Below are 25,297 nucleotides of genomic sequence, written 5' to 3'. Positions count from 1 at the left end.
GATGTCGAGAATTTATACTACAGAAGTTACAGAAGAACATACCGGCGAAGAAGTGATATTAAAAGGATGGGTACAGAAGCGCCGTGACCTCGGCGGGTTGATTTTTATTGACCTCCGTGACAGAGAAGGTGTGATGCAGGTCGTGTTTAATCCGGATGTTTCAAAAGAAGCACTGGAATGTGCAGAAAACATTCGAAGTGAATATGTCATTGAAGTAAAAGGTAAAGTGAATAAAAGGGATCAGGCCCAGGTGAATGATAAAATAAAAACGGGGAAAATCGAAGTGTTTGCAAGCAGTATAGAAGTATTGTCGAAGGCAGAAACACCGCCGTTTCAAATTCAGGATGAGACAACAACAGAGGATGTCAGACTGAAATATCGTTATATGGATCTCCGTCGTCCGAGGCTGCAGAATATTTTAAAACTGCGCCACAAAATCAATAAAAGTGTCAGAGAATTCCTCGATAATGAAGATTTTATCGATGTTGAAACGCCTGTCCTTTCAAAGTCAACACCGGAAGGTGCCCGGGATTATCTCGTACCATCCCGTGTACATGAAGGGGAATTCTATGCACTGCCGCAGTCTCCGCAGATTTATAAGCAGTTATTGATGTTATCCGGTCTTGAGAAGTATTACCAGATTGTTAAGTGTTTCCGTGATGAAGATTTACGTGCGGACAGACAGCCGGAATTCACTCAAATTGATATTGAAAAGTCATTTACAGATCAGGAAGATATTATTGAAATGAATGAGCGGTTGATTCAACATGTTATGAAAGAAGTTAAAGGGCTTGATGTGGCACTGCCGTTCCCACGCATGACTTATGATGATGCGATGGCGGATTACGGTGTAGATAAGCCGGACACACGCTTTGAACTGCGTCTTCAGGACTTATCTGACTTCAGTCATACAGTGGACTTCAAAGTATTCAAATCAACAGTTGAGAACGGCGGTTTAGTAAAAGCACTTGTGCTGCAGGGCGAAGCTGGAAATTATTCACGTAAAGATATTGATAAACTTGAGAGTTACGTGAAAACATATGGTGCGAAAGGCCTTGCATGGGTTAAGGTGACGGCTGACGGACTCACTGGACCAATTGCAAAATTCTTTGATGAGAGCAGGCAGGAAGAGCTGAAATCAGTGCTTGGTGCAAAAACTGACGACCTGGTTCTGTTCGTTGCAGATAAAGAGAAAGTCGTTCATGCGGCACTCGGCAACTTAAGAAATAAACTCGGACGTGACCTCGATCTGATTGATGACAGTAAATATAATTTTCTGTGGGTGACAGATTGGCCGCTCCTTGAATATGACGAAGAAAATAACCGGTTTGCTGCAGCACACCATCCATTTACAGCACCGCGAACAGAAGATATTGAATTATTGGAAACTGCACCTGAGAAGGTGAAAGCGAATGCTTATGATATTGTATTAAACGGTTATGAACTCGGCGGCGGGTCCATCCGTATTAATGATGCAGAACTGCAGGAGAAAATGTTTCGGGCACTCGGATTTACTGATGAAGAAAGAGATGAACAGTTCGGTTTCTTAATCGAAGCATTTAAATACGGCGCACCGCCGCACGGTGGAATCGCATACGGTCTTGACCGTTTTGTAATGCTTCTTGCAGGTACTACAAATATCAGAGACGTCATTGCATTCCCTAAAACTGCGAGTGCAGGAGACTTAATGATGAATGCACCGTCAGGTGTATCAACAGATCAGCTTGAAGAACTGCACATTGAACTGTTGGAAGAAGATAAGTAATTTCAGATTAGATAAGTACGTAAAAAGCAGGATGTCCCGTTTTAAAGCGGGGCATCCTTTTTAAATGGCTTTTTATTGTATGTATCTAAAAACTTGTGTAATATCAATTTAAATAGAAACAGTCGTAATTTAATCATGAAGGGGGAGATTTTATGGGAAGTACACCGCTTCCGAATATCGGCAGGCCGGCAGGGAATGCGCTGAATCATATCGGCATCACAACACTTGAAGAGGTATCGAAGCTTGATGAAAAAACTTTGCTGAAAATTCATGGTGTCGGACCAAAGGCAGTAAAGCTACTAAAGGCGGAGATGGATCAGAAAAAGTTGAAATTTCAAAATCCTGAACCTTTGGCATTTAATCCAGGCTTTGCTGTATTCGGTGATTTAAAATGTGATAATGCACCGAAGAGAAGAGTGATTCGGGATTTCATTATTGCACGGACAGCAGTGAATAAAAGTCAGCTGAAAGAGCTCATTACGGAGGATTTTGAATATGAGACGGTGAACGGGAAGACTGTTCAGGGTTTCGAAGAGTTTATTGATTCAATGACAACAGGAGAACGGACCATCAGCAGCCTGGTGATTGAAACTAATCTTTCACACGGCAAAGCAGGTGCTTCAGATTCAGTCATCACGTTAAACAGCGGCAGCCGTATTCACACTGCAGATTTTTATACATTTGAGAATCATAAGAAAGATGCAAAGCTGAAAGCAGTGAAAAGTTATCTTCTAGAATAGAAAAATGCCGGTGAATTCACCGGCATTTTTCTTCATATATTATATTATTTACCAAAGTTTATAGCCTTCGGCACCTGGTATGTTTTCAGTAAACATCTGTGTAATCGGCACAGTATAGGCAATCAAAATCAGGAATACTGTAATAATGATGAGGAGTCTCCAGTTTTCCACCCATTTTGTCTGAGGGGCGTTCTGATCCATCATTTCTGCAACAGGGAAAACTTCAGGCTGATCTGCTTTAGGTCCGGTCATCAGTTTGAAGAACAGAATGACTGCGATAATAATCGCAAGGAATAAAAATGAACCGCCGACAGCCTGCATAACTTGATAAGTAATCCATTCTTCAGCAATACCGGCACCGCCGTACTCTGAATAAGTTGAACGGCGCGGTGCACCTCTCAGCCCCGCAAAATGCATGGCAAGACTCATAATTCCCATTCCAAATGTCCATGTGTATCCGAGGTATAAGGCCATATTATTCGTCTGCTTAGTAATCTTCCGGCCGGTAAGATGCGGCAGAAGGAAAAGCATGACCCCGAAATATGTCAGAATAACCGGTGCACCGACAGTAATGTGAAAGTGTCCGACAACCCATATCGTATTATGAATCATCTGATTCATCTGACCGGAAGCATTTATGATACCGCCGATACCTCCCGGAATAAAGAACAGCATACCGAGGAATGGGAGAACAAACCGAGCATCCTTCCACGGCAGTTTTTTGAACCAGTCAAGTAAACCCTTTGCACCACGGTTTCTGCCGTATGTTTCAAATACAGCAAAAAGACTGAATGCAGTCATCAGTGAAGGAATAATCACCATGAATGTCAGTACCACCTGCAGTCCTTTCCAGAAAGCGTCAATTCCCGGTTCAACCAGCTGATGGTGTATTCCAACTGGAATACTGAAGAATAGAAATAATACAAAACTCATTCTTGCAAGATTATCTGAAAATCCTTTTGTTCCGAGTATTTTAGGAATAATTGCATACCATGACATGTAAGCAGGTAGCAGCCAGAAGTATACTAACGCATGCCCGAAATACCAGAACAAGGTTCTGCTTAGGGATACATTGATCCGGTCCACCCATCCGAGTGACCACGGAATAAACTGGAATAATACAGTGACAGCAACTCCGATTGTACAAACAATCCACATGACATTATTTACAGCGGTCATGTATGACAAGAGTGGCGTCTTATGACCTTTAAATTCTTTTTTCCAGCTGAAGTATTTCATTAGCTGACCTGCAACAGACACCCATGTACCGACGATGACTAAAGTGAGTCCGATATAGTGGATGGCATGTGCCTGCAGCGGTGCATAAAAAGTATATAATACAGTCGCTTCATTTAGTGCAATCATCGCAGCAGACATTAATGTACCGGCAGTCATCAGCCAGAAGCCGGTCCAGCCGAGTTTTCTCTGGCTTCTTGATAACGGACCGCAGACTTTTGAAAGAATCGCAATCTGGAAGCCCATGATAAAGAAGAATGTCAGAACGAGTGCGAGTATGACACCATGTAATGTCAGTAATTGATAATAACCGATTCCAAAAGGCAGTTCCAGATGCCCTGAACGAACCAAGGTCTGCAACAGTCCGGCTGTACCGCCGATAAATAAAGAGAATATCACCCAGTACATATTTGCGAGTACCAGTTTTGCATCTTTAGCGCCTACTTTTTGCAGCGGAGAAAATATTTTGTCCGGGGATAAATTATTGCTCACTGCTGTCACCTCCTGGAACGACTGTTATTTTTGATGTCATCTCTGCATGTCCGACACCACAGTACTCATTACATAAAATTAAATATTCACCGGTATTGTTGAAATCTGCTTCATATGTAGAAATTAAGCCGGGTTCAACCATCATATTAATGTTGGTTCCTGCAACTTGAAAACCGTGAATGACATCTGTTGTAGCGACCTGAATGTTGACTCTTGACCCTTCAGGAATTTCAATGTCATTCGGCTCATACATAAAAGCACTTGCGACCATGTATAAATCATAATCATATGCATCAGAATCTGACTCGTATAAACCCGGTTCACTAAATCTTGAATCTTCCCGTACATGATCCGGATGAATCGTTTCTATTCCGCTTGCAGCGGGGGTATGTCCGGCATGTACCGCGGATATCCCTAAAATTCCTAAAAAGAGAACAAGCGATCCTGTTCCGATAATCAACCATAATTTTTCAAACTTATGCACTGTAAATCCTCCTTTACATTCTTCCCATAAACAGCATGAAAGCACCAAACCAGCTTACTAAAATCAGGCCGCCTAAAAACAGAACCATCATTAATGTACCGCGTAAATCCAGGTTTGAATGATCATCTTGATGAGCTGTATGTTTTTCCTCTGAAAGATTATTTTTTTCAACCATTTATACCACTCCCTGTCCATTTGTATATATATGATGATAAAGAATAATGTCCTTAAAAAAAGTGATAAAAATCACATTTTGTGATATAATTCAGGAAAAATAAGGGAGGCGGAAAAATAGTGCACGAAAATGTATATAAACCGTCGTCAATCCTTGAATATATTGCAGCAACAGGTGAAAAAATCACTTTTAAAAAAGGAGAATTTATTTATCACCCGGGAGATCAGGCATCACATGTTTTCCTGCTCGAAGAGGGACAGGTATTTGTCAGCCGTATGCAGGAAGATGGTAAAGAACTTGTGACAAACTTCATTGATAAAGACGGCATATTTGGAGCAGTGACTTTATTCTGCGGTGCAAAAGAATATAATACATATGCAAAAGCGAAAACAAATGTTGTAGTGAAAAAGATAGAACGTACAATTTTTGAAAAAGAAGTGCTCGACAGCCAGGTGTTCACAACGGAATGGATGCGGTGGCTGGATATAGACAGAAACCGCTACGCTTCTAAAATGCGTGATTTAATGATGTACGGGAAGGGTGGTGCTCTGGATTCAATATTAATCCGGCTTTCAAATTCTTTCGGCCGGGAAGTTGCATCAGGCATATTGATTGATACACCGCTCACCAATCAGGATCTTGCACAGTTGTGCGGAACATCGAGGGAAGCAGTGAACAGAATGCTTGCTGTAATGAGAGAGACGGGAATTGTATCGGTTGACCGCAAGTATATAACCATTCATAATCTTCCTGCATTAAAAGAAAGCATTAACTGTGACAACTGTACTGTTGATGTCTGCCAGATTTTCTGATTATGTATAAATAATTGTTTTTCTTTTCTTTTATAAATTAATGTGCTATAGTATCTGTAATAGAAATATCTGAGAAGTTCGTGATGTGTTGAATTATATTTTGACCTAACACTTTTATAAACGGGAGTCTAATAGGTTTTCCTTTGAAAAACATGCCTGTTTTACAGGACGTTTGGAATCGGAAACAGGACACCCACCTGCAAATAGCAGGCCAAAATAATCAACAAAAACACACGGCTTAAGCTCGGTTATTTCAAGTAAGTACTGGATGTTCGCATTCAGTGCTTATTTTTTTATTGAAAATTAACGTTGTAATGTTTATAATCATTGGTTTTGAGATACATATAATAATAGAATGTATATTTTACAGAATAACCATTTAATACGGGATAGGAGTGTAAGTATGAAAGACACTTTAAAAACAGTTGCCATTGCTGAAAATTGGACAGAATGGTGTAATAAGAAAAATATAGATGAATTAAAGGCAATTACTGAAGAAGAATTTGAAGTATCCGGTCCAAAGGGGACTGCAGTTCTTGATACAGAAGGAATTAAAGACTGGTTGAACCGTGCAGGAATCCGACTTGAAACGTTTGAGATTTATGCAGATAATAATAAAATTATTCTGAGTCAGCATGCTGAGTGGCTGGAACAGGATGGAAGTGTTAAAGGAAGACAGGATGTGTATACATTTTTGACTATCATTAATGACAAAGTTAAGTCTCTGGCAAGGTTTGATGATAAAGAAGATGCTTTTGAAGCTTCAGGTTTAACGGAAGATAACAAATTGAGATAAAAAATCCCTGCATCTGCAGGGATTTTTTATGTGAGTCCGTTTAATTTATCGTAAATATCTTCAAGCTGCTGCTCATATTTAGTATTCGATGAAGGAACAAAATATTTTTTGTTCTTTAATGAATCAGGCAGATACTGCTGCTTTACAACATGATTCGGATAATTATGAGGGTACTTATATCCAATCGCATTGCCGAGTTTTTCAGCACTGCTGTAGTGTCCGTCACGGAGATGTTTAGGAACAGAACCGATATGTCCGGATTTGATATCCGACATCGCATTGTCGATACTTTTAATTGCGCTGTTTGATTTAGGAGACAAAGCAAGTTCAATCACTGCAGAAGAAAGCGGGATTCTTGCTTCCGGAAATCCGAGTCGTTCTGCTGCAATAATCGCATCCAGTGTCCGTCCTGCGAGCGGAGGATTCGCGAGTCCGATATCTTCATGTGCAATGACGATTAACCGGCGCGCAATGGTTACCAGATCACCCGCTTCAACAAGACGTCCCAGATAATGCAGACTTGCGTTTACATCACTGCCTCGGATTGACTTTTGAAATGCACTCATGACATCATAGTGCTGATCGCCGTCTTTATCATGCAGAAATGCAGTCTGCTGCATACAGTTTTTAGCGTCCTCGAGTGTAATATTAATTTGATTGTCTTCATCCTGCTTCGTGCTGAGAGCAGCCAGTTCCAGAGCATTTAAAGCACTTCTGACATCACCATGGCTGGATAGAATGAAATGTTCTGCAGCGTCATCATCAATAGAAACATTCATACTGCCTAAACCTGATGTCTGATCCTTCAGTGCCCTGTTCAGTGCTTCTTTTATATCTTTTTCCTCAAGCGGATGGACTTCAAAAATCTGACACCTGCTTCTGATTGCCGGATTAATGGCATGATAGGGGTTGGAAGTTGTTGCACCTATTAAAATAATCGTACCGTTTTCTAAATGTGGAAGAAGAAAATCCTGCTTTCCTTTATCTAGCCGGTGAATTTCATCCAGCAGCAGAATAATTGAACCGCTCATTTTCCCTTCTTCAGCAACCTGCTGCATATCTTTTTTAGTATTTGTGACAGCATTTAAAGTTCTGAAATGATAATTTGTGGATCCGGCGATAGCGCTTGCGATACTGGTCTTTCCAGTACCCGGCGGTCCGTATAAAATCATTGAAGATAACTTTTTAGCTTCAACCATCCTTCTGATAATTTTGCCCTCACCAACCAAATGGCTCTGCCCGAGCACATCATCAATCGATTTTGGACGCATTTTGTAGCTTAGAGGCTGTGTTGACATAATTTCACCTGCTTTAGTTGTTTAATCGTATTAATACTATCACATATATTGGTTATCTTAATAGTAGAGGGTTCATGTCCTAATTTTGCTCAAAGATTTATGTATTTCCACTGTTTTTCATTCATACGCTGAACGCTACAATTCTCAAGGGTTTCAAATTCTTCTATTCTATCATCGATTGATTTATTTTCATCATCTGGAAATAAATCTTCTCTGCCATAGTGCGGAAAGATAAAGGAATCAGTGAATTTCAATGAGGATAAATCTTTAAGACCAATATCATTCAGTTGCGGGGTGAAAAAGTCAACAATTTTGATATTGGGACAAAAGATTAGTGCACCGGCACTTACACCAATAATAATTGTATTTTTTGACTGCATATTTTTTAGAATATAGTCTATATGGTTATTTCTTATGTGAAACAATAGGTGAAAGGGATTACCCCCATTAATATATATGATGTCCTTGTCTAAAAGTTTATCAGGGTTATCAAATTCAATATCTATAAACTCGATATTTGTGAAACCCATACTAAGAAAATCTGTTTTAGCTTTTATAGCAAACATATTGTGTTCTTTTTCAGGAGAGGCGGTTGTGATGATTCCAACTTTATATTTTTGTGTTGATTCTGTAGTCATAGACAGAAATTTCTCTTTAACTTTTTGGGCATAGAACCCAGTTGAGGTGAGTAAAATTTTCATTGAAGATAGCCCCTTAATATTTATTGAGATTTGAGTTTGTTACATTCTTTTCTTAGAGCATCAAATAGCTCTTTTATGACGGACCGGTTAAATTGAAACTGTCTTCAATAAGGTCTTTAATCTGTGAGATGTTTGTTGTTTCATTCAGATTAATTGTAATCCAATTATCTTTATTCATATGGTAAGCTGCATAAATATTACTTTTATTTCTAAGTGCACCGATGAATTCTTTTTCTGCTTTTACATTTAATATATCAATCTCTTCTTTACTACTGAGACCTATTTTGTCTCCTGTGACATTCATGATTAAGCTGAACCACTTTCCACTTTCTTTATGTCTGAAAGCAGCATAACCGGGGAATTTACTCCACGGATAATCCGGATGAATATCATAATTTTTATTAATGTACTGTGAGATTTCTTCTCTTTTAATCATTATGCACCTCTCATTTTCAACTTCAGCAGTAATTAAATGTACCCGTGTCATTATAAAAAGAAACGCATACTTAAATGTATATTATTTTTCAGGATACTGCACCGTGTTATTAAATGTGGTAATGGCTCATCTATGATATTATTGTATTAAATATTAAAATTAAACAATGAGAATTTAGACGAGGTGTATTATGAAGATTTCAACACGGGGCCGTTATGGTCTTTACTTTATGTTGACACTTGCAAATGAGTATGGAATTAAAAAAAGAAGTGTAAAATCAGTCGCAACAGAACATGATATCAGTGACTTATATCTGGAGCAGATTGTAGCAAGTTTGAAAAAGGCAGGGCTCGTAAAAAGTACGCGCGGCGCATACGGCGGATATGAACTTAATCAGCCGCCGGAGGAAATGTATGTCGGTGAAATATTTAAAGCGGTTGAAGAAAATATTGTAGCCGTTGAGAGTGATGAAAAAGACGGGAAAGCAGAACGTTTCCTCTGGAGACGTATCAGGGATGCTGTCAGTGACGTTCTGGATCATACCACTTTAAAAGATATGATTGATTATGATGAAGATGAAATTGATGACTATATGTTTTATATTTAAATAATATAGATAAACATGGTGAGTGTAATGATAATAAAAAAACGCATTGAGTATATTAACCGTTATCGTGAGATTGCAAAGCAGTTTTCTTTAAGCGGACTGGGCTTTATTGTTGAAGAACTTGGGCTGGACGAGTTTTTAAGTATTCCAAAGCGTGTACTTTTAAGGCAGTCAAAAAACGAACATGTGGAAAAATCCAGAGGGGAACGAATCCGTATCTTTTTGGAGCGTATGGGACCGACCTTTATTAAGCTCGGACAAATCGCGAGTACCCGTCCTGATATTGTCCCGCATGATATTGTGAAGGAGCTCGAGAAGCTTCAAAGCAGTGTGCCGCCGTTTGAATTTGAAGCGGTAAAGAAGATTGTTAAAGACTCTCTCGGTGCACCGATTGATGACCTTTTCAGTGAGTTTGATGAAACACCGCTTGGTTCGGCATCAACCGGTCAGGTGCATAAAGCGAAAACAGTTGAAGGCGATATTGTTGCGGTTAAGGTTCAACGACCGAATATTGAACGCATTGTCAGAAATGATCTTGAAATTCTGCATCATTTGGCGACGCTCGCAGAACACAGGCTGGAGTGGGCGAGAAAATATCATGTAGTGGAAATGATTGAGGAGTTTTCATTGTCAATTATTGATGAATTGGATTATACAATTGAGGCAAGTAATGCTGAAAAAATTGGAAAACAGTTCACAGAAGATGAGACAGTAAAAGTGCCTGAAATTAAGCGGGACCTGTCTACTAAAGAGATTTTAGTGATGGAGTATGTGGATGGTATTGCGATTAATCACCTGGAAGAGCTTGATAATGCCGGATATGACCGTACACTTCTGGCGGAGCGCCTTGCTAATGCAATGTTCCATCAGATTTTTGTAGAAGGGTTTTTCCACGGGGATCCGCATCCAGGCAATGTCAGTGTACTGAAAAATAATACGATTATTTTTATGGATTTTGGAATGGTCGGCAGATTAACGAGCGAAATGAAAGGGCACTTTGCATCACTTTTGATTTCCATGATGAAGCAGGATGCTTCAGGAGTAGTGAAGGCGATTATTAAGATGGGTGTTGTGCCGGATGATGTGAACATGGCTTCGTTAAACAGAGAGACGGAAAAAGTCCGCGATAAATACTATGATGTTGAACTGAGCCAGCTTAATTTTGGTGAAGCTGTGCAGGATGTTTTTAAAATTGCCAATAAGCACCGTATCGGACTGCCGCAGGACTTTACGATTCTTGCAAAAGCTTTAATCACTCTTGAGAGCCTTGTCAGTCAGCTCGATCCGGAGTTCAGTATTATTGATGTTGCAGAACCGTTTGGTCATATTTTGATGAAAGAAAAATACAACCCTAAAAATATGGTGAACCGCTACTGGTCTGATTTACTGGAACTCGGTGATGACTTGTCTGATGTACGGACAAATCTGAAAGATTTTTCAAAAGGTCTGAAACACCAGAAGCTCCCTGTGGATATGGAAGTAAAAGGTGCAGATGATTTATTCAAAAAGATGGATAGGGTCGGCAACCGTTTATCGTTCAGTATTGTGCTGCTTTCATTCAGCATTATTATGGTCGGATTGATTGTCGGTGCTGCCATTGCAGGACAGACGACTGTAATATGGAGTATTCCTGCAATTGAGATTGGATTTGTACTCGCAGTATTTTTATTTCTTGGATTACTATATTCTATATTCAGATCGGGACGATTTTAAATTAAAAAGGGCACGGCGGAATTCCGCCGTGCCCTTTTGTGTTTATTTGAAGTACTCATTATAAACTGAGGATAATGCCAGATCATCATCTTCCATTCTGACCGCAAAGACCATGCTGATTTCAGAGGATCCCTGATTCATCATGCGGATATTAATATTGTGGTCTGCGAGTGCTTTAGTCGCTTTATTCGCAACGCCGATGTGTCTTTCCATACCTTCGCCGACAATCACCAGCAGTGCAAGGTTTTCTTCAATGCCGATCCAGTCAGGATTCATGCGTTCTTCAATTTCTTTTAAAATATTTTCTTTTTTGTTATTACCGTCAAACTGATTTGAACGAACAATGACAGATAAGTTATCGATACCGGACGGAATATGTTCAATATTCACCCCATATTTTTCAAATACGCGTAAAAGACGTCTTGTGTACCCGATCTCCCGGTTCATTAAGTAATGTCTGACTGAAATCGAAGTGAATCCTTCATCACAGCTGATGCCGATGACCGGCTTTTCAGGTGTGACGGCTCTTTTCGGTACAATTTTTGTCCCTTCAATCTCAGGTGCATTTGTATTTTTAATCATTACAGGAATTTCAACTTCATACAGGGGCTGCAGTGCTTCATCATGAAAAATACCGAATCCTGCATATGACAGTTCCCGCATCTCCCGGTAAGTGACTTCTGTGATCGGCAGGGGATTCTCTATTTTTCCGGGATGACCGGAGAAAATATAACTTTGATCGGTATAGTTCTCATAAATATCTGCGAGGAGACCGCGTGCGACTATCGCACCTGTGATATCTGAACCACCCCGCGGAAATGTAACGATATGCCCATTTTTGGATTCTCCGAAAAATCCTGGAATAATAATGACTTCATCCCGTTCTTTAAGCTTTGCTAAATGCGCATAGGATTCTTCTAACAGTGCTGCATTTGATGACTCATCGGTTACAAAGATTCCGGCATCCCTCGGGGATAAATATACTGCATTGATACCTAATTTATTTAAATAGGCACTCATTAATTGCGCATTGAAATCTTCACCGCATGATTTTAATGCGTCAAGCAGACGATCCCGGTCTTTGATTTCAGTTAAATATTTTTTAATTGTTGCTTCAAATGTATCCAACAGGGTGCGGTCTATGTCGAGACCGGTAATAATATCATCATATCTGTCCATGATTGCCTGCAGTGCATTATCTGTTTTTAAGTCAGCAGTATGGTTGACATACAGTGCGATAAGTAAATCGGTGACTTTAGTATCTTTTTCAAAACGTTTACCTGGAGCACTGACTACCACTGCCTTGATTTCTGAATCATTTTTGATGATATTTGCACATTTTTCCACTTGTGTACTTGAGCACAGGGAACTGCCGCCGAATTTTGCTACTTTCATAATCTCTAAACACCCTCACGTCTAATTAAATTGAATTTTAGAAATTATAATACAATAAAAAAAAGCATTTGTGTAGACATATATTAAAAATTTCCTTGAATTTTTCAATTATTCAATCTAATATGGATATCTATAAAGCTTTTTGAGGAGGTCACACGTATTTATGAAAATAGGTTTATTAGGAATGGGTACAGTCGGAACAGGTGTTTTAAAAGTACTCTCAGAAAATCAGGAAAAAATTTCACGTCTTTCCGATGATGAGCTTAAAGTGACTCATGCGGTTGTTAATGATGTGAATAAAAAAAGAGATGTTGATGTCAGCGGCATTAAATTAACAGATGATGTTGAAGAGCTGTTAGATGCTGATATTGATATTGTGATTGAAGTGATGGGAGGAATTGAAAATACACGTGATATCCTCATTAAATTATTAAAACAGGGCAAGCATGTAATCAGTGCCAATAAGGATATGCTTGCAAAACATATAGACGAATTAACTGAGACCGCAAATGAAAATAATGTGACTTTTTCATATGAAGCAAGTGTTGCAGGCGGTGTTCCGATTATCCGGACAATTGAATCATCACTGAACAGCAATGATATTAGTGAAGTGATGGGAATACTCAACGGCACAACCAATTACATTTTATCGAAAATGACAATAGACGGCTGGGACTATGAACGTGCACTGGCTGAAGCACAGGCAAAAGGTTATGCGGAGGCTGATCCGACAAATGATGTGGAAGGAATCGATGCACTGCGGAAAATCGTGCTTCTTTCAAGGCTGGCGTATCATGTGAAGGTCGATATTGATGATGTGGAGACAAAGGGTATTTCAAATGTTGACGTAAACGATTTGAAGACCGCAAAAGCAGAAGGTTTAATAATGAAATTACTCGGGAAAAGCCACTTTGAGAACGGTAAGCTTGAGATCAGCGTAGAACCTGTTCTTCTTCCGGAATCCCACCAGCTGTCGGGCGTCAACTATGAAAAGAATGCGGTGTATGTTATCGGTAATGCAGTCGGTGAAACAATGTATTACGGTGCAGGTGCCGGGTCTTTAGAAACAGCGAGTGCGGTTGTATCGGATTTAATTCATGTGGCATCAGGCGGCCATAAAAAGAACATAGTACCTGAGGAAAAAGTAGAGATTCAGGCAGGAAAAAGTACAAAAAACTATTTTATCCGCACAGAGAATACTGCCGGCGAGGTCAATCAACTCGGAAAAGACTTAAAAATAATCTCTGAAGAAAACAATACAACATTTATCACTCCAAAAATCAGTGCAGATGAACTGAATGAGCTGGAGAAAAATTTAAATATTAAAGCACGTTATCAAGTGATTGGAGTGGAGTAATTTATGAAATGGGACGGTTTATTAAAAGAATTTAAATCTTATTTACCGGTGACAGAGAATACACCGGCACTTTCTCTGCAGGAAGGGAATACACCTTTGATTCCGCTTAACAGTTTAAGCGAAGAACTTGGAATTAATTTGTTTGCGAAATTTGAAGGATTAAATCCGACAGGGTCATTTAAAGACCGCGGGATGGTGCTTGCGGTTGCCAAGGCAAAAGAAGAGGGAGCACATACAGTAATCTGTGCCTCTACAGGAAATACCTCTGCATCTGCAGCAGCCTACGCAACACGACTCGGTTTAAATACAATCGTTGTTATTCCGGACGGTAAAGTTGCGCTCGGTAAAATTGCTCAGGCAATTATGTATGGTGCAAAAATTGTGTCAATTGAAGGGAACTTTGATGATGCACTAAGGGCAGTAAGAAGAGTTGCCGAACAGAATGAAGGAGTAACACTCGTTAATTCTGTCAATCCATACCGTATCGAATGTCAGAAAACAGCGGCATTTGAAGTGGTGGAGCAGCTAGGAAAAGCACCGGACTATTTAGCGATTCCTGTCGGCAATGCGGGAAATATTTCGGCCTACTGGAAAGGTTTCAAAGAGTATCATGATAAGAAAGGCTCTACACTTCCAAAAATGTTCGGTTTTGAAGCGGAAGGTTCTGCTGCTATTGTTAAAGGGAAAGTGATTGAAAATCCGGAAACAATAGGTACAGCGATTCGTATCGGAAATCCGACAAGCTGGAAGCTTGCGGAAGCAGCGCGCGACGAATCGGGCGGTGTGATTGATTCTGTAACGGATGATGAGATTTTACATGCATATAATAAAGTGGCACGGACAGAAGGTGTGTTTGCAGAACCAGGTTCAAATGCCAGTGTGGCAGGCGTCATTAAATCTGTGAATAACGGCAGTATAGAAAAAGGTTCGACGGTTGTGACAGTGTTGACCGGCAATGGATTAAAGGATCCGCAGACTGCGATGGACCAGGCGGATATCACACCGAAAGTTCTGCCGAATGACGAGGACAAAATCATTGAGTATATTGAGAGCCTGAACAATGGTGAGTAATTTTGTTGTAAAGGTGCCTGCGACGAGTGCGAATCTCGGTCCGGGCTTCGACTCTATGGGTCTTGCCGTAAATAAGTTTCTAACAGTGGAAGCATCTGTCAGTGATGCATATTCAATCGAAATGTTACAGGAAGAATTGAATGTACTGCCGCTTGATGAGACTAATCTGGTACTTGATACTGCAATTCATACAGCAAGACTTTTCGGAAAAACACTGCCGAAACTAAATCTTGTGATGGATAGTGAAATCCCGCTTTCCCACGGGCTCGGAAGTTCTTCATCTGCTATTGTTGCGGGAATTGAGCTCGCAAATCATTTCTGCAGTCTTGAACTCAGTGAACATGATAAGGTGATGCTCGGCTGTAATATTGAAGGACATCCTGACAATATCGGTCCTTGTATCACAGGCGGAATATTTGTCGGTTATTTTGAAGACGGGGAGTTATTTTACCAGACTATTAATGACGACGGGCTGAGGTTTATCATCTCTGTACCGCACTATGAAATTAATACGGATGAAGCACGTAAAAGACTGCCTGCTGAATATCATAAATCCGTCGCTGTCAGCCAGAATGCATTGAACAATGTAATGCTCATGGCGCTGGTTAAAGGTAAGTATGAAGATATGGGACGTCTGATGATGAGAGATCGTTTTCATGAACCGTTCCGTCAGCCGTTAATCCGGGAGTTCAATGATATTAAAGACACAGCTATCGAAAACGGGGCATATGCTACGACAATAAGCGGTGCAGGACCGAGTGTTCTGACAGTGTGCAGTAAAGAAAACCAGGATACTATTTTTGAATCTCTTAAGAAAATTGACGGTGTCATTCATGAAAGAATCTCTTTATTTAATAAATAAATACCAAAAAACGTGTGTGATAGATAACATCACACACGTTTTTCTGTTCTATGATTCATTATAACGTTTTACAACATTTTCAAATATGTCGTAAGACTTCAGGCAGGCGTCCATATCATAAATATATGAAACTGCCATAACCTCATCTACATTAAACTGTGTCTGAAAAGCTCTGAGTTCTTCAAGGGCTTTGTCTTCATCACCTGAAAATGCAATCGGGAACTGTGTTTTTACTGCGTATTCTTCCCGTTCGTTCCATTCACCCTCCATAGATTCTACAGGCGCACGGAGCGGCTTTCTTTCATTTCTGATTAAATTGAGTATATTAAAATAATGAGTGGTTTTAATATATTCCGCTTCTTCATTTGTATCCGCACAAATGACATTGAGACTTGCCATTTTATATGGTTTGTCCAATTGTTTGGACGGCTCAAATTCCCGTTCGTAAATCTTAAAGGCCTCTTCCATATGTGTTGGTGCAAAATGTGCTGCGAATGCATAAGGAAGTCCGAGCTTTGCTGCAACGTATGCAGAGTCTGTAGACGACCCGAGAACATAGACGGGTATATTTGACCCGAGACCCGGGTATGCGATGACATGACCGGGATAATCTGACAGATATCTCTGCAGTTCTTCAATTTCGTTGGAGAATGAAAAAACACCGTCATGATTATTTCTTCGTATCGCACTTGCTGTCTGCATATCAGTACCCGGTGCCCGGCCGAGTCCGATATCGAGTCTGTCGCCATGAATAGCATGCATTGTGCCGAATTCCTCTGCAACAATCAGTGGTGAATGGTTCGGCAGCATGACGCCCCCGCTGCCGACACGAATTTCATCGGTATGCTCGAGTGTATGCTGGATGAGCATCCGGGTTGCACTGGAGGCAAGTGTTCTCATATTATGATGCTCTGAAATCCAGTAACGCTGGTAGTCTGAACCGTCAACATGACGGGCAAGCGTGATCATATCTTCAATAGCTCCCGTTGCATCTTTTCCTTCTCTGACAGGAACTAAATTTAAAACTGAAATATTAAGTGGTTTCGCCATTACTTTCCCTCCATTAAATGAATACATTATAGTATTGTATCGGTTGATTTTAATAAAATCTAATGATTGGTCTTAAAAAGTATAAAATGAAAGTGATTCATGTTAAAATCTAATGATGTAAAGAAGAGAAAAGCAGGTGACTACAGTGTCAGTTTATGTGGATTATGCAGCGACAACGCCGATAGATAAGGAAATACTTGAAACAATACTTTCGTCGTCAGAGTATTTTGGTAATCCTTCCAGTATTCATCAGGAAGGGAAGCGCGCAAAGGCATATTTTGAAAAAAACAGACGGAATATCGCGTCCGCAATCGGTGCAGAACCGGAAGAAATAATTATTACGAGCGGTGCAACCGAGGCGAATAATATGGCTATAAGAGGCATTGCTGCCGGGAATGATACGCCGCACATTATTACAACAGAGATAGAACATGCTTCAGTGCTGAGTACAATAGAGCTGCTCGAACAAGAAGGAAAATGTACTGTCACATATTTGAGTGCGGACGAAAGCGGGCTGATCAGTCCCGATGAATTAAAATCCGCATTGACTGACAAAACAGTGCTTGTGTCGATTGTTCTTGTAAATAACGAAACCGGCGTTGTGCAGCCGATGTATGATATTCAGGATGTATTGTCGGACCACCCGGCATATCTGCATGTTGATGCAGTACAGGCTGTCGGGCATATGGAAATAGACGTTAACGATTTAAAAATCGATTTTCTGTCTTTAAGCGGACATAAAATATACGGCCCGAAAGGAATCGGCGCACTGTATCATAGAAGCGGTATTCATTTGAAAGCACTCACTACCGGCGGTGACCAGGAAAAATCCCGGCGGGCCGGAACTGAAAATATACAGTGGACGGAAGGCTTGAGCCTTGCATTGACAAAAGTTAGAGACAACCTTACAGAACGGACTCTGAAAGAGATGCAGCTGAAGGAATTGTTTTTGACTGAACTGACCGCATCCGAGGTCCCGTTTGAAGTGAACGGGGATGTCAACCAGATGAGCAGCCATATTATTAACCTGCATTTTCCATGGACGGCATCTGAATTTCTGCTGACTGCTTTGGATATGGCGGGAGTATATGCTTCCGGAGGTTCTGCATGTCATGCCGGCACGGTACAGCCGTCGCATGTTATAAAGGCGATGTATGATGATGAGCGAGCGGGTCATTCAATCCGCTTCAGCTTTTCGCATTTAATGAGTGAAGATGATATCAAACAGATTGCTGCATCTTTAAAAGAAATATATACGAGACTATACGAGAGTAAAATGATTTAGTAAATGAAAGGAGACTGTATATGGATCGTTCTGAAACAACGGTTGTGGTCGGTATGAGCGGCGGAGTGGACTCATCTGTGACGGCACAGCTATTAAAAGAACAAGGGTATAATGTCATTGGTATTTTTATGAAAAACTGGGATGATACTGACGAGTTCGGTGTCTGTACTGCAACAGAAGATTATGAGGATGTGAGGCTTGTTGCAGAACAAATCGGCATTCCTTATTATTCTGTAAACTTTGAAAAAGAGTATTATGACAGAGTATTTAAATACTTTCTTGAGGAGTATGAAAAAGGGCGTACACCGAATCCGGATGTTATGTGTAACAAGGAGATCAAATTTAAGGCATTTCTGGACCATGCGATGAAACTTGGTGCAGATTATGTGGCAACGGGTCATTATGCACGTATGAATCATGAAGAAGGCAGAGTTGAGATGCTGCGGGGTGTTGATAACAATAAGGATCAGACTTATTTTCTGAACCAGTTGTCACGAGACCAGCTGTCAAAAGTGATGTTCCCGCTCGGACACCTTGAGAAAAAGGAAGTCAGAGCACTTGCACATAAATATGACCTGGCAACTAAAGATAAAAAAGATTCAACAGGCATCTGTTTTATCGGTGAGAAAGATTTTAAAACATTTTTGAGCGGTTATCTGCCGGCAAATCCCGGCCGTATGATTAATATGGATACAGGTGAGGACAAAGGGCAGCATGACGGTTTAATGTACTATACGATTGGCCAGAGACAGGGGCTTGGTATCGGCGGTGACGGCGGACCTTATTTTGTTGCAGGAAAAAATCTGAAAACAAATGAACTGTACGTTGTCTCAGGCTATGATAATGAAGCGCTTGAATCATCCCGCCTGGTCGCATCGGATATTAACTTTATCAATGAAGTACCTGAAACTTTCGATTGTACTGCGAAATTCAGATACCGTCAGGGTGATGTACCTGTCACTGTGAAACGACTTTCTGATGATACAATTGATATTCATTTTCACGATAAAGCACGTGCAGTGACACCGGGTCAGGCTGTCGTTTTATATGACGGCGATGTATGTCTCGGCGGTGCAACAATTGACACAGTATATAACGAAGACAGAGAGTTGGAGTATTTAGGATGACTTTAGTATATGAAGATGCAATCAGAAATGGTGAATACGAGAAGGCACTGCAGCTGATTTTTGAAGCGGTTGAGGAAGAACCGGATGAAGAAGTCCACTACATTAACGGCGGCAGCCTCCTGCACAGAATCGGCAGAGATGAAGAAGCGGAAAAATTTCTTCAGAAAGCGATCACACTGAACGGTGCAAGTACAAGTGCCTATTATACGCTTGCGGGTCTTTATTTCGATAATGAACGTTATGAAGAAGCCATCCGTTTATATTTGATTGCCTACAGCAGGAACCCTGAGGATCCCGATTTGAATTTTATGCTGGCATTGTCTTACACGCATATAGATGATAAACGCCGGGCGGTTCAGTTTTATGAAGTGGCCCATAAAGAAAAGCCGGAAGATACAGATATTACTTTTCAGTATGGTTTATTGTGCTGCCAGCTGTCACTGTATAAGCAGGCGGATATACTGCTGTCTGAAGTGATTGAGAAAGAACCGCATGCTGATGCCTGTTACAATCTGGGCTTAGTGATGCTTATGATGTATGATGATAAGAAAGAGGCAGTCAGATTATTTAAGGAAGCTGTAAATATTCAAGCTTCCCACCATCTCGCACAGAATGCACTTCAAAAACTAGAGGGATAAGTAACGGGCGGTGAAAGTCATGTCACAGTCATCCATTTATGATGATTTATATTTAACAGGTGAGGTTGAGCGTGTCATTTTCCTGAGTGAAAAGACACGCTTTCATGTATTGAAAGTATTAGTAGATGAAACAAATACAAAGTTTACCGGTGAGACCATTGTCACCGGTTACTTTCATGATGTCAGTGAATCAGAAACATATCGTTTCACTGGTAAAGTGACGGAACATCAACGCTACGGCGAACAGTTCAGTGCTGTCAGTTTTAAGCATGAGATGCCGAAAACAAATACCGGAGTGATTAATTATCTGTCGAGTGATGTATTTCATGGTATCGGGCGGAAAACAGCTGAACGAATTGTGGACACACTCGGGACAAATGCGCTTGAAATCATTGCGGATAATAAAAATGCACTGAAAGAAGTTGAAGGCCTGTCAAAATCCAAGATTGAAATGATTTATCATACAATACTTGAGAACCAGAAAACGGAAAGAATTATGATTCGTCTGAATGATATCGGTTTCGGTGCAAGTATGAGTGCGAGAATTATTAAATATTACGGTGAAGACACTCTCCGTATTTTAGAAGAGTCACCGTACAGTCTTGTTACGGATATTGACGGTGTGGGCTTTAAAACTGCTGACAAAATTGCTGTTCAATCTGGAATTGAATTAAATGAAATCAGGCGTCTTTATGCCGGGATTCTCTATATTGTCGATGATGTAACAATGTCTGAAGGACATACATTTCTGCATATCAATGATGTCATTATGAAGGTGGATGAATTATTAAATACACCGCAGCTTGTTTATTTCAGTGATGAACAGATTAAAGAAGCCGTTTCTGATATTGAAGCAGAAGAGAAAATCGTTGTAGTAGATAATCATGTGTACCTGCCGACACTGTTTTATTCGGAGTACAAGGCTGCAGATGAAATTTTCAGGCTGGTCAATCATCCGGAAGAAGATGATATCACGGATGAAAATGTGGATACTGCTGTTGAGGAACTCGAATCCCTGTTCAAAATTGAATATAACACGAGGCAGAAGTCTGCAATTCATCATGCTTTAAATGAAAAAGTATCGATTATTACCGGTGGTCCCGGAACAGGTAAGACAACAATTGTAAAAGGGATTATTAATGCCTATCATGAATTATTTGATTTAAAGGATATGGATGACTATGAGGAAGATGAGTATCCGATAAAACTGATTGCGCCGACAGGCAGGGCATCAAAACGTCTCGGTGAAACCAGCGGAATTGGAGCATCCACGATTCACCGGCTGATCGGCTGGGGGCAGGATACTGAAAAGGATGAATTAATCGATGCAGAACTTGATGCCGACTTAATCATTATTGATGAAATGTCCATGGTTGATACGTGGCTGTTTTATCAGTTTTTAAGAAATGTGCCGTCCCATACTAAACTTGTGTTTGTCGGGGATAAAGATCAGCTGCCGTCAGTCGGCCCGGGAACTGTTTTTAAAGATTTAATTGAATCTGATGTACTTAAAGTCACGGAACTCGATACCATTTATCGTCAGGGCGAAGGCTCGTCCATCATCCGGCTGGCGCATGAAATTAAAGAAGGTACACAGATTGATATTACGGAAAAACACAGAGACCGGTCATTCATTCCGGCACGTGTGGACCAGATTGCTGAGCTGATTGATAATATCGTGCAAAGGGCAGTGAAAAAAGGTTATGACATGCGGGATATACAAGTGCTTGCACCGATTTACCGCGGAAATGCAGGGATTATCAAACTGAATCAAATTCTTCAAAATATACTTAATCCAGAAAATGATGAGAAGAATGAGCTTGTCTCCGGTGAAACTATCTTCAGGGAGGGTGACAAAGTCATTCAGCTTGTCAACAGGAGAGAGGATAATGTGTTTAATGGTGACGGCGGCATCATAGAAAGTATATTCTTAAAGGATGAGAACGGTGCCGAAAAAGATATGGTGAATGTGGATTATGACGGAATACACATTACGTATGAAAGAAAGGATTTAATGGAACTTTCTCATGCGTACTGTACAAGTATCCACAAAGCCCAGGGCAGTGAATACCCGATTGTAATTATGCCGGTCGTCAACAGCTACAGAAGAATGCTGATAAAAAATATTGTATACACCGGTATTACGAGAGCAAAAGAATCCTTGATTATCTGCGGTGACCAAAATGCATTTTACGATGCACTCAGCCGTGAAGGTATCAAAAGAGATACTACATTAAAGCAGTTTTTAAGGGATAAGTTTCAGGTGGAAAGAGAATCAGCAGACGACATATTGAGCCGTATTGAACACCTGACAGAAGCGGTGATGTTTAAAATCCCCGCAATGATTGGTGTCGATAAAACCCCTTACGATTTTAATTGACTTTGATGATAATAATCCATATAATCAGAAATAACTTAATACTTCCGGAATTTTTAAGGGAATAATTTGTAGCTTTAAGAGACATTGTGGCTGGTGGAAACAATGACACAATTATTTCTGTGCTGTTTTCCGGTTATATTTATGACACTAAAGTGATGGCAGAGCCATAACATGGGTGGTACCGCGGAGTGATTCGTCCCTATTTTTAAATAAATAGGGGCTTTTTTATTTTATTTTTTGAGGAGAGTAATGTAATGAAGATATTAACTGGAAATGAGATTCGTAATTTATACCTGGAGTTTTTTAAATCTAAAGATCATATGATTGAACCAAGTGCACCTCTTGTACCGATAGATGATGATTCACTGCTTTGGATTAATTCCGGAGTGGCAACACTGAAAAAGTATTTTGACGGACGTGTGATACCTGAAAACCCAAGGATTGTAAATGCACAGAAATCAATCCGTACAAATGACATTGAAAATGTCGGTTTTACAGCAAGACACCATACTTTTTTTGAAATGCTCGGTAACTTTTCAATCGGTGATTATTTTAAAAAAGAAGCTGTCGAACTGGCATGGGAATTTTTGACGAGTGACGAATGGATTGGTTTTGATCCTGAACTCTTATATGTCACGATTCATCCTGAAGATGAAGAAGCATTCCGTCTCTGGACAGAAGTGATTGGTTTATCAGAAGACCGGATTATTAGAATTGAGGGGAACTTCTGGGATATCGGTGAAGGTCCATGTGGTCCGAACAGCGAAATCTTTTATGACCGTGGCGAAAAGTATTCCGGTCTTGACCCTGAGGAGGAAATGTATCCCGGCGGTGAAAATGAAAGGTATTTAGAAATTTGGAATCTTGTATTCAGTGAATTCAACCATAATCAGGACGGGACATATACACCGCTCCCTAAGAAAAACATTGATACGGGTATGGGACTTGAACGTATGGCAAGTGTCATTCAGGATGTTCGTACAAACTTTGATACGGATTTGTTCACGCCGATTCTCCGTAATATTGAGGAAGTATCCGGTAAAAAATACGGTGAAAATGACTCGCAGGACGTTGCATTTAAAGTGATCAGCGACCACATTCGTACTGTAAGTTTCGCAGTCGCAGACGGTGCACTGCCTTCTAATGAAGGACGAGGTTATGTATTAAGACGCCTTCTGCGCCGTGCAGTAAGATTCTCAAAAGAACTCGGCATTGAACAGGCATTTATGTATCAGCTGGTTGATACAGTGTCCGGTATCATGGAAGAATTCTATCCTAATGTCGCAGAGCGGAAAGATTTCATTAAAGACATTGTCAGAAAAGAAGAGGAGCGTTTTCTTTCAACACTGGATGAAGGTATCCGGATTTATGAAGGGCTTCGGGATTCAGTGAAAAATACTACGAAAACAATTTCAGGAGAAGATGCATTTAAACTTTACGACACTTACGGTTTCCCGTATGAACTCACTAAAGAATATGCTGAAAATGACGGTTTGTCAGTTGATGAAGAAGGCTTTATCGAATCAATGAAACTGCAGAGAGAACGTGCCAGAAATGCACGGAAAAGAAGTGAGTCAATGCAGGTTCAGTCAGAAACACTGTCTTCATTTACCGAACAAAGTGTGTTTACCGGCTATGAACAGACTGAAGAAGATGCGGAACTCCTCCTTATTGTGAAAGATAATGAGCGGGTAGATGCTTATGATGGAGATGAATTTGTTGAACTTGTATTTGACCGTACACCGTTTTATGCTGTAAGCGGCGGACAGGTAGCAGATACCGGCCGGATCACTGCAGACGGTGTTGAACTGAAAGTTGAGTCTGTGTACAAGGCACCGAATAACCAGAATGTTCATGTTGCAAAAATAATTTCCGGTGTACTTGAGTCAGGGAAAAAGTATCATCTGCAGGTGGATAAAGAAGCACGTCGTTTCATCATTAAAAATCATACTGCAACACACTTAATGCACCAGGCATTGAAAGATACAATCGGAGAACATGCGAACCAGGCTGGTTCCCTTGTTGAGGAAGGGCGTCTGCGGTTTGACTTTTCACATCTTGAAGCATTAACAACTGAAGAAATTGAAAAAATTGAGAACATTGTAAATGAAAAGATATTTGAAAGCTTAAATGTTGTAATCGAAGAGATGCCGATTGATGCAGCGAAGGAGAAAGGTGCGATGGCACTTTTCGGAGAGAAATACGGAAGTATTGTACGTGTTGTGGATATTGAAGGCTATTCAGTAGAACTGTGCGGCGGAATCCATGTCCGGAATACAGGAGATATCGGTCTATTTAAAATTGTTTCAGAATCAGGTATCGGTGCCGGAATCAGACGTATTGAAGCTGTCACAAGTAAATATGCAGTTAAATACTATCAGGAAAAAGAAAACCATCTCCAGCAGATTGCAGGCAGATTGAAATCCACGGAAGAGAATATTGACCGCAGAATTGATCAGCTTCTTGATGAAGTAAAAGAATTGAAAGAAAATAATAAAACGTTGAAATCCGAGCTTCAGAAAGATAAACTGTCGGACATTCAAATTGAAGATATTAACGGTGTTTCAGTGATCAAGCAGGAAGTATCCGTTGATGATGCTAAAGAGCTGCGCAGTATTATGGATGATATAAAATCAAGCCATCAGGATGCTGTTATCGCACTCGGTGCAGTGACAGACGGAAAAGTATCTCTCGTCGTCACAGTACCGAAATCATTAACTGCTGATTATAAAGCAGGGGAGATAATGAAAGGTATGGCTGAGAAGGTTGACGGCAGAGGCGGTGGACGTCCGGATATGGCACAGGGCGGCGGAACAAATCCTCGGAATTTAACAAAAGCATTACAGTTTGTTGAAGAGTACATTAAAAAGTAACTGA

At 40.4% G+C, this 25,297-nt stretch carries 22 protein-coding genes and 1 other RNA gene; 15 read left to right on the top strand and 8 right to left on the bottom strand.

The features are described from left to right. The first annotated feature begins 1 nt into the window (after position 1). Positions 2-1,765 carry an aspartate--tRNA ligase gene (aspS, locus tag ACFSX4_RS03820; RefSeq protein ID WP_377771706.1) on the top strand — a complete coding sequence of 588 codons (1,764 nt, stop codon included), beginning with the start codon at positions 2-4 and terminating at the stop codon, positions 1,763-1,765. 152 nt (positions 1,766-1,917) lie between these two features. Continuing rightward, the gene (locus ACFSX4_RS03815; RefSeq protein WP_377771704.1) at positions 1,918-2,505 is read left to right on the top strand and encodes a helix-hairpin-helix domain-containing protein; all 588 of its coding nucleotides are present in this window, start codon (positions 1,918-1,920) and stop codon (positions 2,503-2,505) included. 48 nt (positions 2,506-2,553) lie between these two features. Here the strand turns inward: ACFSX4_RS03815 and ACFSX4_RS03810 are convergent, their stop codons facing one another. From ACFSX4_RS03810 to ACFSX4_RS03800, 3 genes are read right to left on the bottom strand one after another with little or no spacing between them, the layout of a single operon-like run. Next, positions 2,554-4,233 (bottom strand): b(o/a)3-type cytochrome-c oxidase subunit 1, encoded by a 1,680-nt coding sequence (locus ACFSX4_RS03810; RefSeq protein WP_377771702.1) that lies wholly within the window; start codon positions 4,231-4,233, stop codon positions 2,554-2,556. Further along, positions 4,223-4,717: a cytochrome c oxidase subunit II gene (locus tag ACFSX4_RS03805; protein ID WP_377771700.1), complete on the bottom strand. Its 495-nt coding sequence runs from the start codon at positions 4,715-4,717 to the stop codon at positions 4,223-4,225. Before ACFSX4_RS03805 ends, ACFSX4_RS03810 begins: the two co-directional genes overlap by 11 nt. A 13-nt stretch (positions 4,718-4,730) precedes the next feature. Further along, positions 4,731-4,892: a cytochrome c oxidase subunit 2A gene (locus ACFSX4_RS03800; RefSeq protein ID WP_377771698.1), complete on the bottom strand. Its 162-nt coding sequence runs from the start codon at positions 4,890-4,892 to the stop codon at positions 4,731-4,733. A 119-nt stretch (positions 4,893-5,011) separates the two neighbouring features. Between ACFSX4_RS03800 and ACFSX4_RS03795 the strand changes: the two genes are divergently transcribed. The 3 genes from ACFSX4_RS03795 (at position 5,012) to ACFSX4_RS03785 (ending at position 6,500) form a co-directional block, all read left to right on the top strand. After that, a complete protein-coding gene (locus ACFSX4_RS03795) occupies positions 5,012-5,704 on the top strand; it encodes a Crp/Fnr family transcriptional regulator (protein ID WP_377771696.1) in 693 nt (230 codons plus the stop codon). A gap of 63 nt (positions 5,705-5,767) precedes the next feature. Continuing rightward, a non-coding RNA gene (ssrS, locus tag ACFSX4_RS03790) (6S RNA) lies at positions 5,768-5,959 on the top strand. 148 nt (positions 5,960-6,107) lie between these two features. Continuing rightward, the gene (locus ACFSX4_RS03785; RefSeq protein ID WP_377771694.1) at positions 6,108-6,500 is read left to right on the top strand and encodes a hypothetical protein; all 393 of its coding nucleotides are present in this window, start codon (positions 6,108-6,110) and stop codon (positions 6,498-6,500) included. 26 nt (positions 6,501-6,526) lie between these two features. On the opposite strand, the gene ACFSX4_RS03780 is transcribed toward ACFSX4_RS03785, so the two are convergent. From ACFSX4_RS03780 to ACFSX4_RS03770, 3 genes are all read right to left on the bottom strand, one after another. Next, positions 6,527-7,798 (bottom strand): replication-associated recombination protein A, encoded by a 1,272-nt coding sequence (locus ACFSX4_RS03780; protein ID WP_377771692.1) that lies wholly within the window; start codon positions 7,796-7,798, stop codon positions 6,527-6,529. A gap of 89 nt (positions 7,799-7,887) precedes the next feature. Beyond that, a complete protein-coding gene (locus ACFSX4_RS03775) occupies positions 7,888-8,499 on the bottom strand; it encodes a Type 1 glutamine amidotransferase-like domain-containing protein (protein ID WP_377771690.1) in 612 nt (203 codons plus the stop codon). A gap of 73 nt (positions 8,500-8,572) precedes the next feature. Continuing rightward, positions 8,573-8,935, bottom strand: coding sequence for an MmcQ/YjbR family DNA-binding protein (locus tag ACFSX4_RS03770; RefSeq protein ID WP_377771688.1), 363 nt, complete (start codon positions 8,933-8,935; stop codon positions 8,573-8,575). 190 nt (positions 8,936-9,125) lie between these two features. Here ACFSX4_RS03770 and ACFSX4_RS03765 point away from each other — a divergent pair, with 190 nt between their 5' ends. Next, positions 9,126-9,542 (top strand): RrF2 family transcriptional regulator, encoded by a 417-nt coding sequence (locus ACFSX4_RS03765; protein WP_377771686.1) that lies wholly within the window; start codon positions 9,126-9,128, stop codon positions 9,540-9,542. Positions 9,543-9,569: 27 nt separating this feature from the next. Then, positions 9,570-11,255, top strand: a complete 1,686-nt coding sequence (locus ACFSX4_RS03760) for an ABC1 kinase family protein (RefSeq protein ID WP_377771684.1) — start codon at positions 9,570-9,572, stop codon at positions 11,253-11,255. A 42-nt stretch (positions 11,256-11,297) separates the two neighbouring features. On the opposite strand, the gene ACFSX4_RS03755 is transcribed toward ACFSX4_RS03760, so the two are convergent. Further along, entirely contained in the window at positions 11,298-12,650 is a 1,353-nt protein-coding gene (locus ACFSX4_RS03755) for an aspartate kinase (protein ID WP_377771682.1), read from the bottom strand. 163 nt (positions 12,651-12,813) lie between these two features. Between ACFSX4_RS03755 and ACFSX4_RS03750 the strand changes: the two genes are divergently transcribed. The 3 genes from ACFSX4_RS03750 to thrB are packed head-to-tail and all read left to right on the top strand — an operon-like array spanning position 12,814 to position 15,940. Continuing rightward, complete coding sequence (locus ACFSX4_RS03750; protein WP_377771680.1) at positions 12,814-14,007, top strand: homoserine dehydrogenase; 1,194 nt, start codon at positions 12,814-12,816, stop codon at positions 14,005-14,007. Between the two features lie 3 nt (positions 14,008-14,010). Further along, positions 14,011-15,078 (top strand): threonine synthase, encoded by a 1,068-nt coding sequence (gene thrC, locus ACFSX4_RS03745; protein ID WP_377771678.1) that lies wholly within the window; start codon positions 14,011-14,013, stop codon positions 15,076-15,078. Further along, positions 15,068-15,940 carry a homoserine kinase gene (gene thrB / locus ACFSX4_RS03740; protein WP_377771676.1) on the top strand — a complete coding sequence of 291 codons (873 nt, stop codon included), beginning with the start codon at positions 15,068-15,070 and terminating at the stop codon, positions 15,938-15,940. Before thrC ends, thrB begins: the two co-directional genes overlap by 11 nt. A 48-nt stretch (positions 15,941-15,988) precedes the next feature. Here the strand turns inward: thrB and ACFSX4_RS03735 are convergent, their stop codons facing one another. Further along, positions 15,989-16,990: an LLM class flavin-dependent oxidoreductase gene (locus ACFSX4_RS03735; RefSeq protein WP_377771674.1), complete on the bottom strand. Its 1,002-nt coding sequence runs from the start codon at positions 16,988-16,990 to the stop codon at positions 15,989-15,991. A 136-nt stretch (positions 16,991-17,126) separates the two neighbouring features. Here ACFSX4_RS03735 and ACFSX4_RS03730 point away from each other — a divergent pair, with 136 nt between their 5' ends. The 5 genes from ACFSX4_RS03730 to alaS all read left to right on the top strand — a co-directional run bounded on the left by ACFSX4_RS03730 (position 17,127) and on the right by alaS (position 25,293). Next, on the top strand, positions 17,127-18,275 hold the full coding sequence (locus tag ACFSX4_RS03730) for a cysteine desulfurase family protein (protein ID WP_377771672.1): 1,149 nt from the start codon (positions 17,127-17,129) through the stop codon (positions 18,273-18,275). Positions 18,276-18,295: 20 nt separating this feature from the next. Further along, complete coding sequence (mnmA, locus tag ACFSX4_RS03725) at positions 18,296-19,402, top strand: tRNA 2-thiouridine(34) synthase MnmA (protein WP_377771670.1); 1,107 nt, start codon at positions 18,296-18,298, stop codon at positions 19,400-19,402. Then, positions 19,399-20,040, top strand: a complete 642-nt coding sequence (locus ACFSX4_RS03720) for a tetratricopeptide repeat protein (protein WP_377771668.1) — start codon at positions 19,399-19,401, stop codon at positions 20,038-20,040. The genes mnmA and ACFSX4_RS03720 overlap by 4 nt, the downstream gene beginning before the upstream one ends. 19 nt (positions 20,041-20,059) lie before the next feature. Continuing rightward, positions 20,060-22,420, top strand: a complete 2,361-nt coding sequence (recD2, locus tag ACFSX4_RS03715; protein WP_377771666.1) for an SF1B family DNA helicase RecD2 — start codon at positions 20,060-20,062, stop codon at positions 22,418-22,420. 254 nt (positions 22,421-22,674) lie between these two features. Continuing rightward, complete coding sequence (gene alaS / locus ACFSX4_RS03710; protein ID WP_377771664.1) at positions 22,675-25,293, top strand: alanine--tRNA ligase; 2,619 nt, start codon at positions 22,675-22,677, stop codon at positions 25,291-25,293. Positions 25,294-25,297: the final 4 nt, after the last annotated feature.

It is taken from the genome of Corticicoccus populi, assembly GCF_042686195.1.
GTDB lineage: Bacteria > Bacillota > Bacilli > Staphylococcales > Salinicoccaceae > Corticicoccus > Corticicoccus populi.
This window is presented reverse-complemented; position numbering and strand designations above follow the sequence as displayed.

Bases quoted from the DNA above. Each gene is read 5' to 3' on its own strand.
- ACFSX4_RS03750 (WP_377771680.1), top strand. From the start codon at position 12,814: ATGAAAATAGGTTTATTAGGAATGGGTACAGTCGGAACAGGTGTTTTA.
- ACFSX4_RS03800 (WP_377771698.1), bottom strand. From the start codon at position 4,892: ATGGTTGAAAAAAATAATCTTTCAGAGGAAAAACATACAGCTCATCAA.
- ACFSX4_RS03720 (WP_377771668.1), top strand. From the start codon at position 19,399: ATGACTTTAGTATATGAAGATGCAATCAGAAATGGTGAATACGAGAAG.
- ACFSX4_RS03815 (WP_377771704.1), top strand. From the start codon at position 1,918: ATGGGAAGTACACCGCTTCCGAATATCGGCAGGCCGGCAGGGAATGCG.
- ACFSX4_RS03755 (WP_377771682.1), bottom strand. From the start codon at position 12,650: ATGAAAGTAGCAAAATTCGGCGGCAGTTCCCTGTGCTCAAGTACACAA.
- ACFSX4_RS03765 (WP_377771686.1), top strand. From the start codon at position 9,126: ATGAAGATTTCAACACGGGGCCGTTATGGTCTTTACTTTATGTTGACA.
- thrB (WP_377771676.1), top strand. From the start codon at position 15,068: ATGGTGAGTAATTTTGTTGTAAAGGTGCCTGCGACGAGTGCGAATCTC.
- ACFSX4_RS03775 (WP_377771690.1), bottom strand. From the start codon at position 8,499: ATGAAAATTTTACTCACCTCAACTGGGTTCTATGCCCAAAAAGTTAAA.
- ACFSX4_RS03785 (WP_377771694.1), top strand. From the start codon at position 6,108: ATGAAAGACACTTTAAAAACAGTTGCCATTGCTGAAAATTGGACAGAA.
- alaS (WP_377771664.1), top strand. From the start codon at position 22,675: ATGAAGATATTAACTGGAAATGAGATTCGTAATTTATACCTGGAGTTT.
- recD2 (WP_377771666.1), top strand. From the start codon at position 20,060: ATGTCACAGTCATCCATTTATGATGATTTATATTTAACAGGTGAGGTT.
- ACFSX4_RS03770 (WP_377771688.1), bottom strand. From the start codon at position 8,935: ATGATTAAAAGAGAAGAAATCTCACAGTACATTAATAAAAATTATGAT.
- ACFSX4_RS03735 (WP_377771674.1), bottom strand. From the start codon at position 16,990: ATGGCGAAACCACTTAATATTTCAGTTTTAAATTTAGTTCCTGTCAGA.
- thrC (WP_377771678.1), top strand. From the start codon at position 14,011: ATGAAATGGGACGGTTTATTAAAAGAATTTAAATCTTATTTACCGGTG.
- aspS (WP_377771706.1), top strand. From the start codon at position 2: ATGTCGAGAATTTATACTACAGAAGTTACAGAAGAACATACCGGCGAA.
- ACFSX4_RS03780 (WP_377771692.1), bottom strand. From the start codon at position 7,798: ATGTCAACACAGCCTCTAAGCTACAAAATGCGTCCAAAATCGATTGAT.
- mnmA (WP_377771670.1), top strand. From the start codon at position 18,296: ATGGATCGTTCTGAAACAACGGTTGTGGTCGGTATGAGCGGCGGAGTG.
- ACFSX4_RS03760 (WP_377771684.1), top strand. From the start codon at position 9,570: ATGATAATAAAAAAACGCATTGAGTATATTAACCGTTATCGTGAGATT.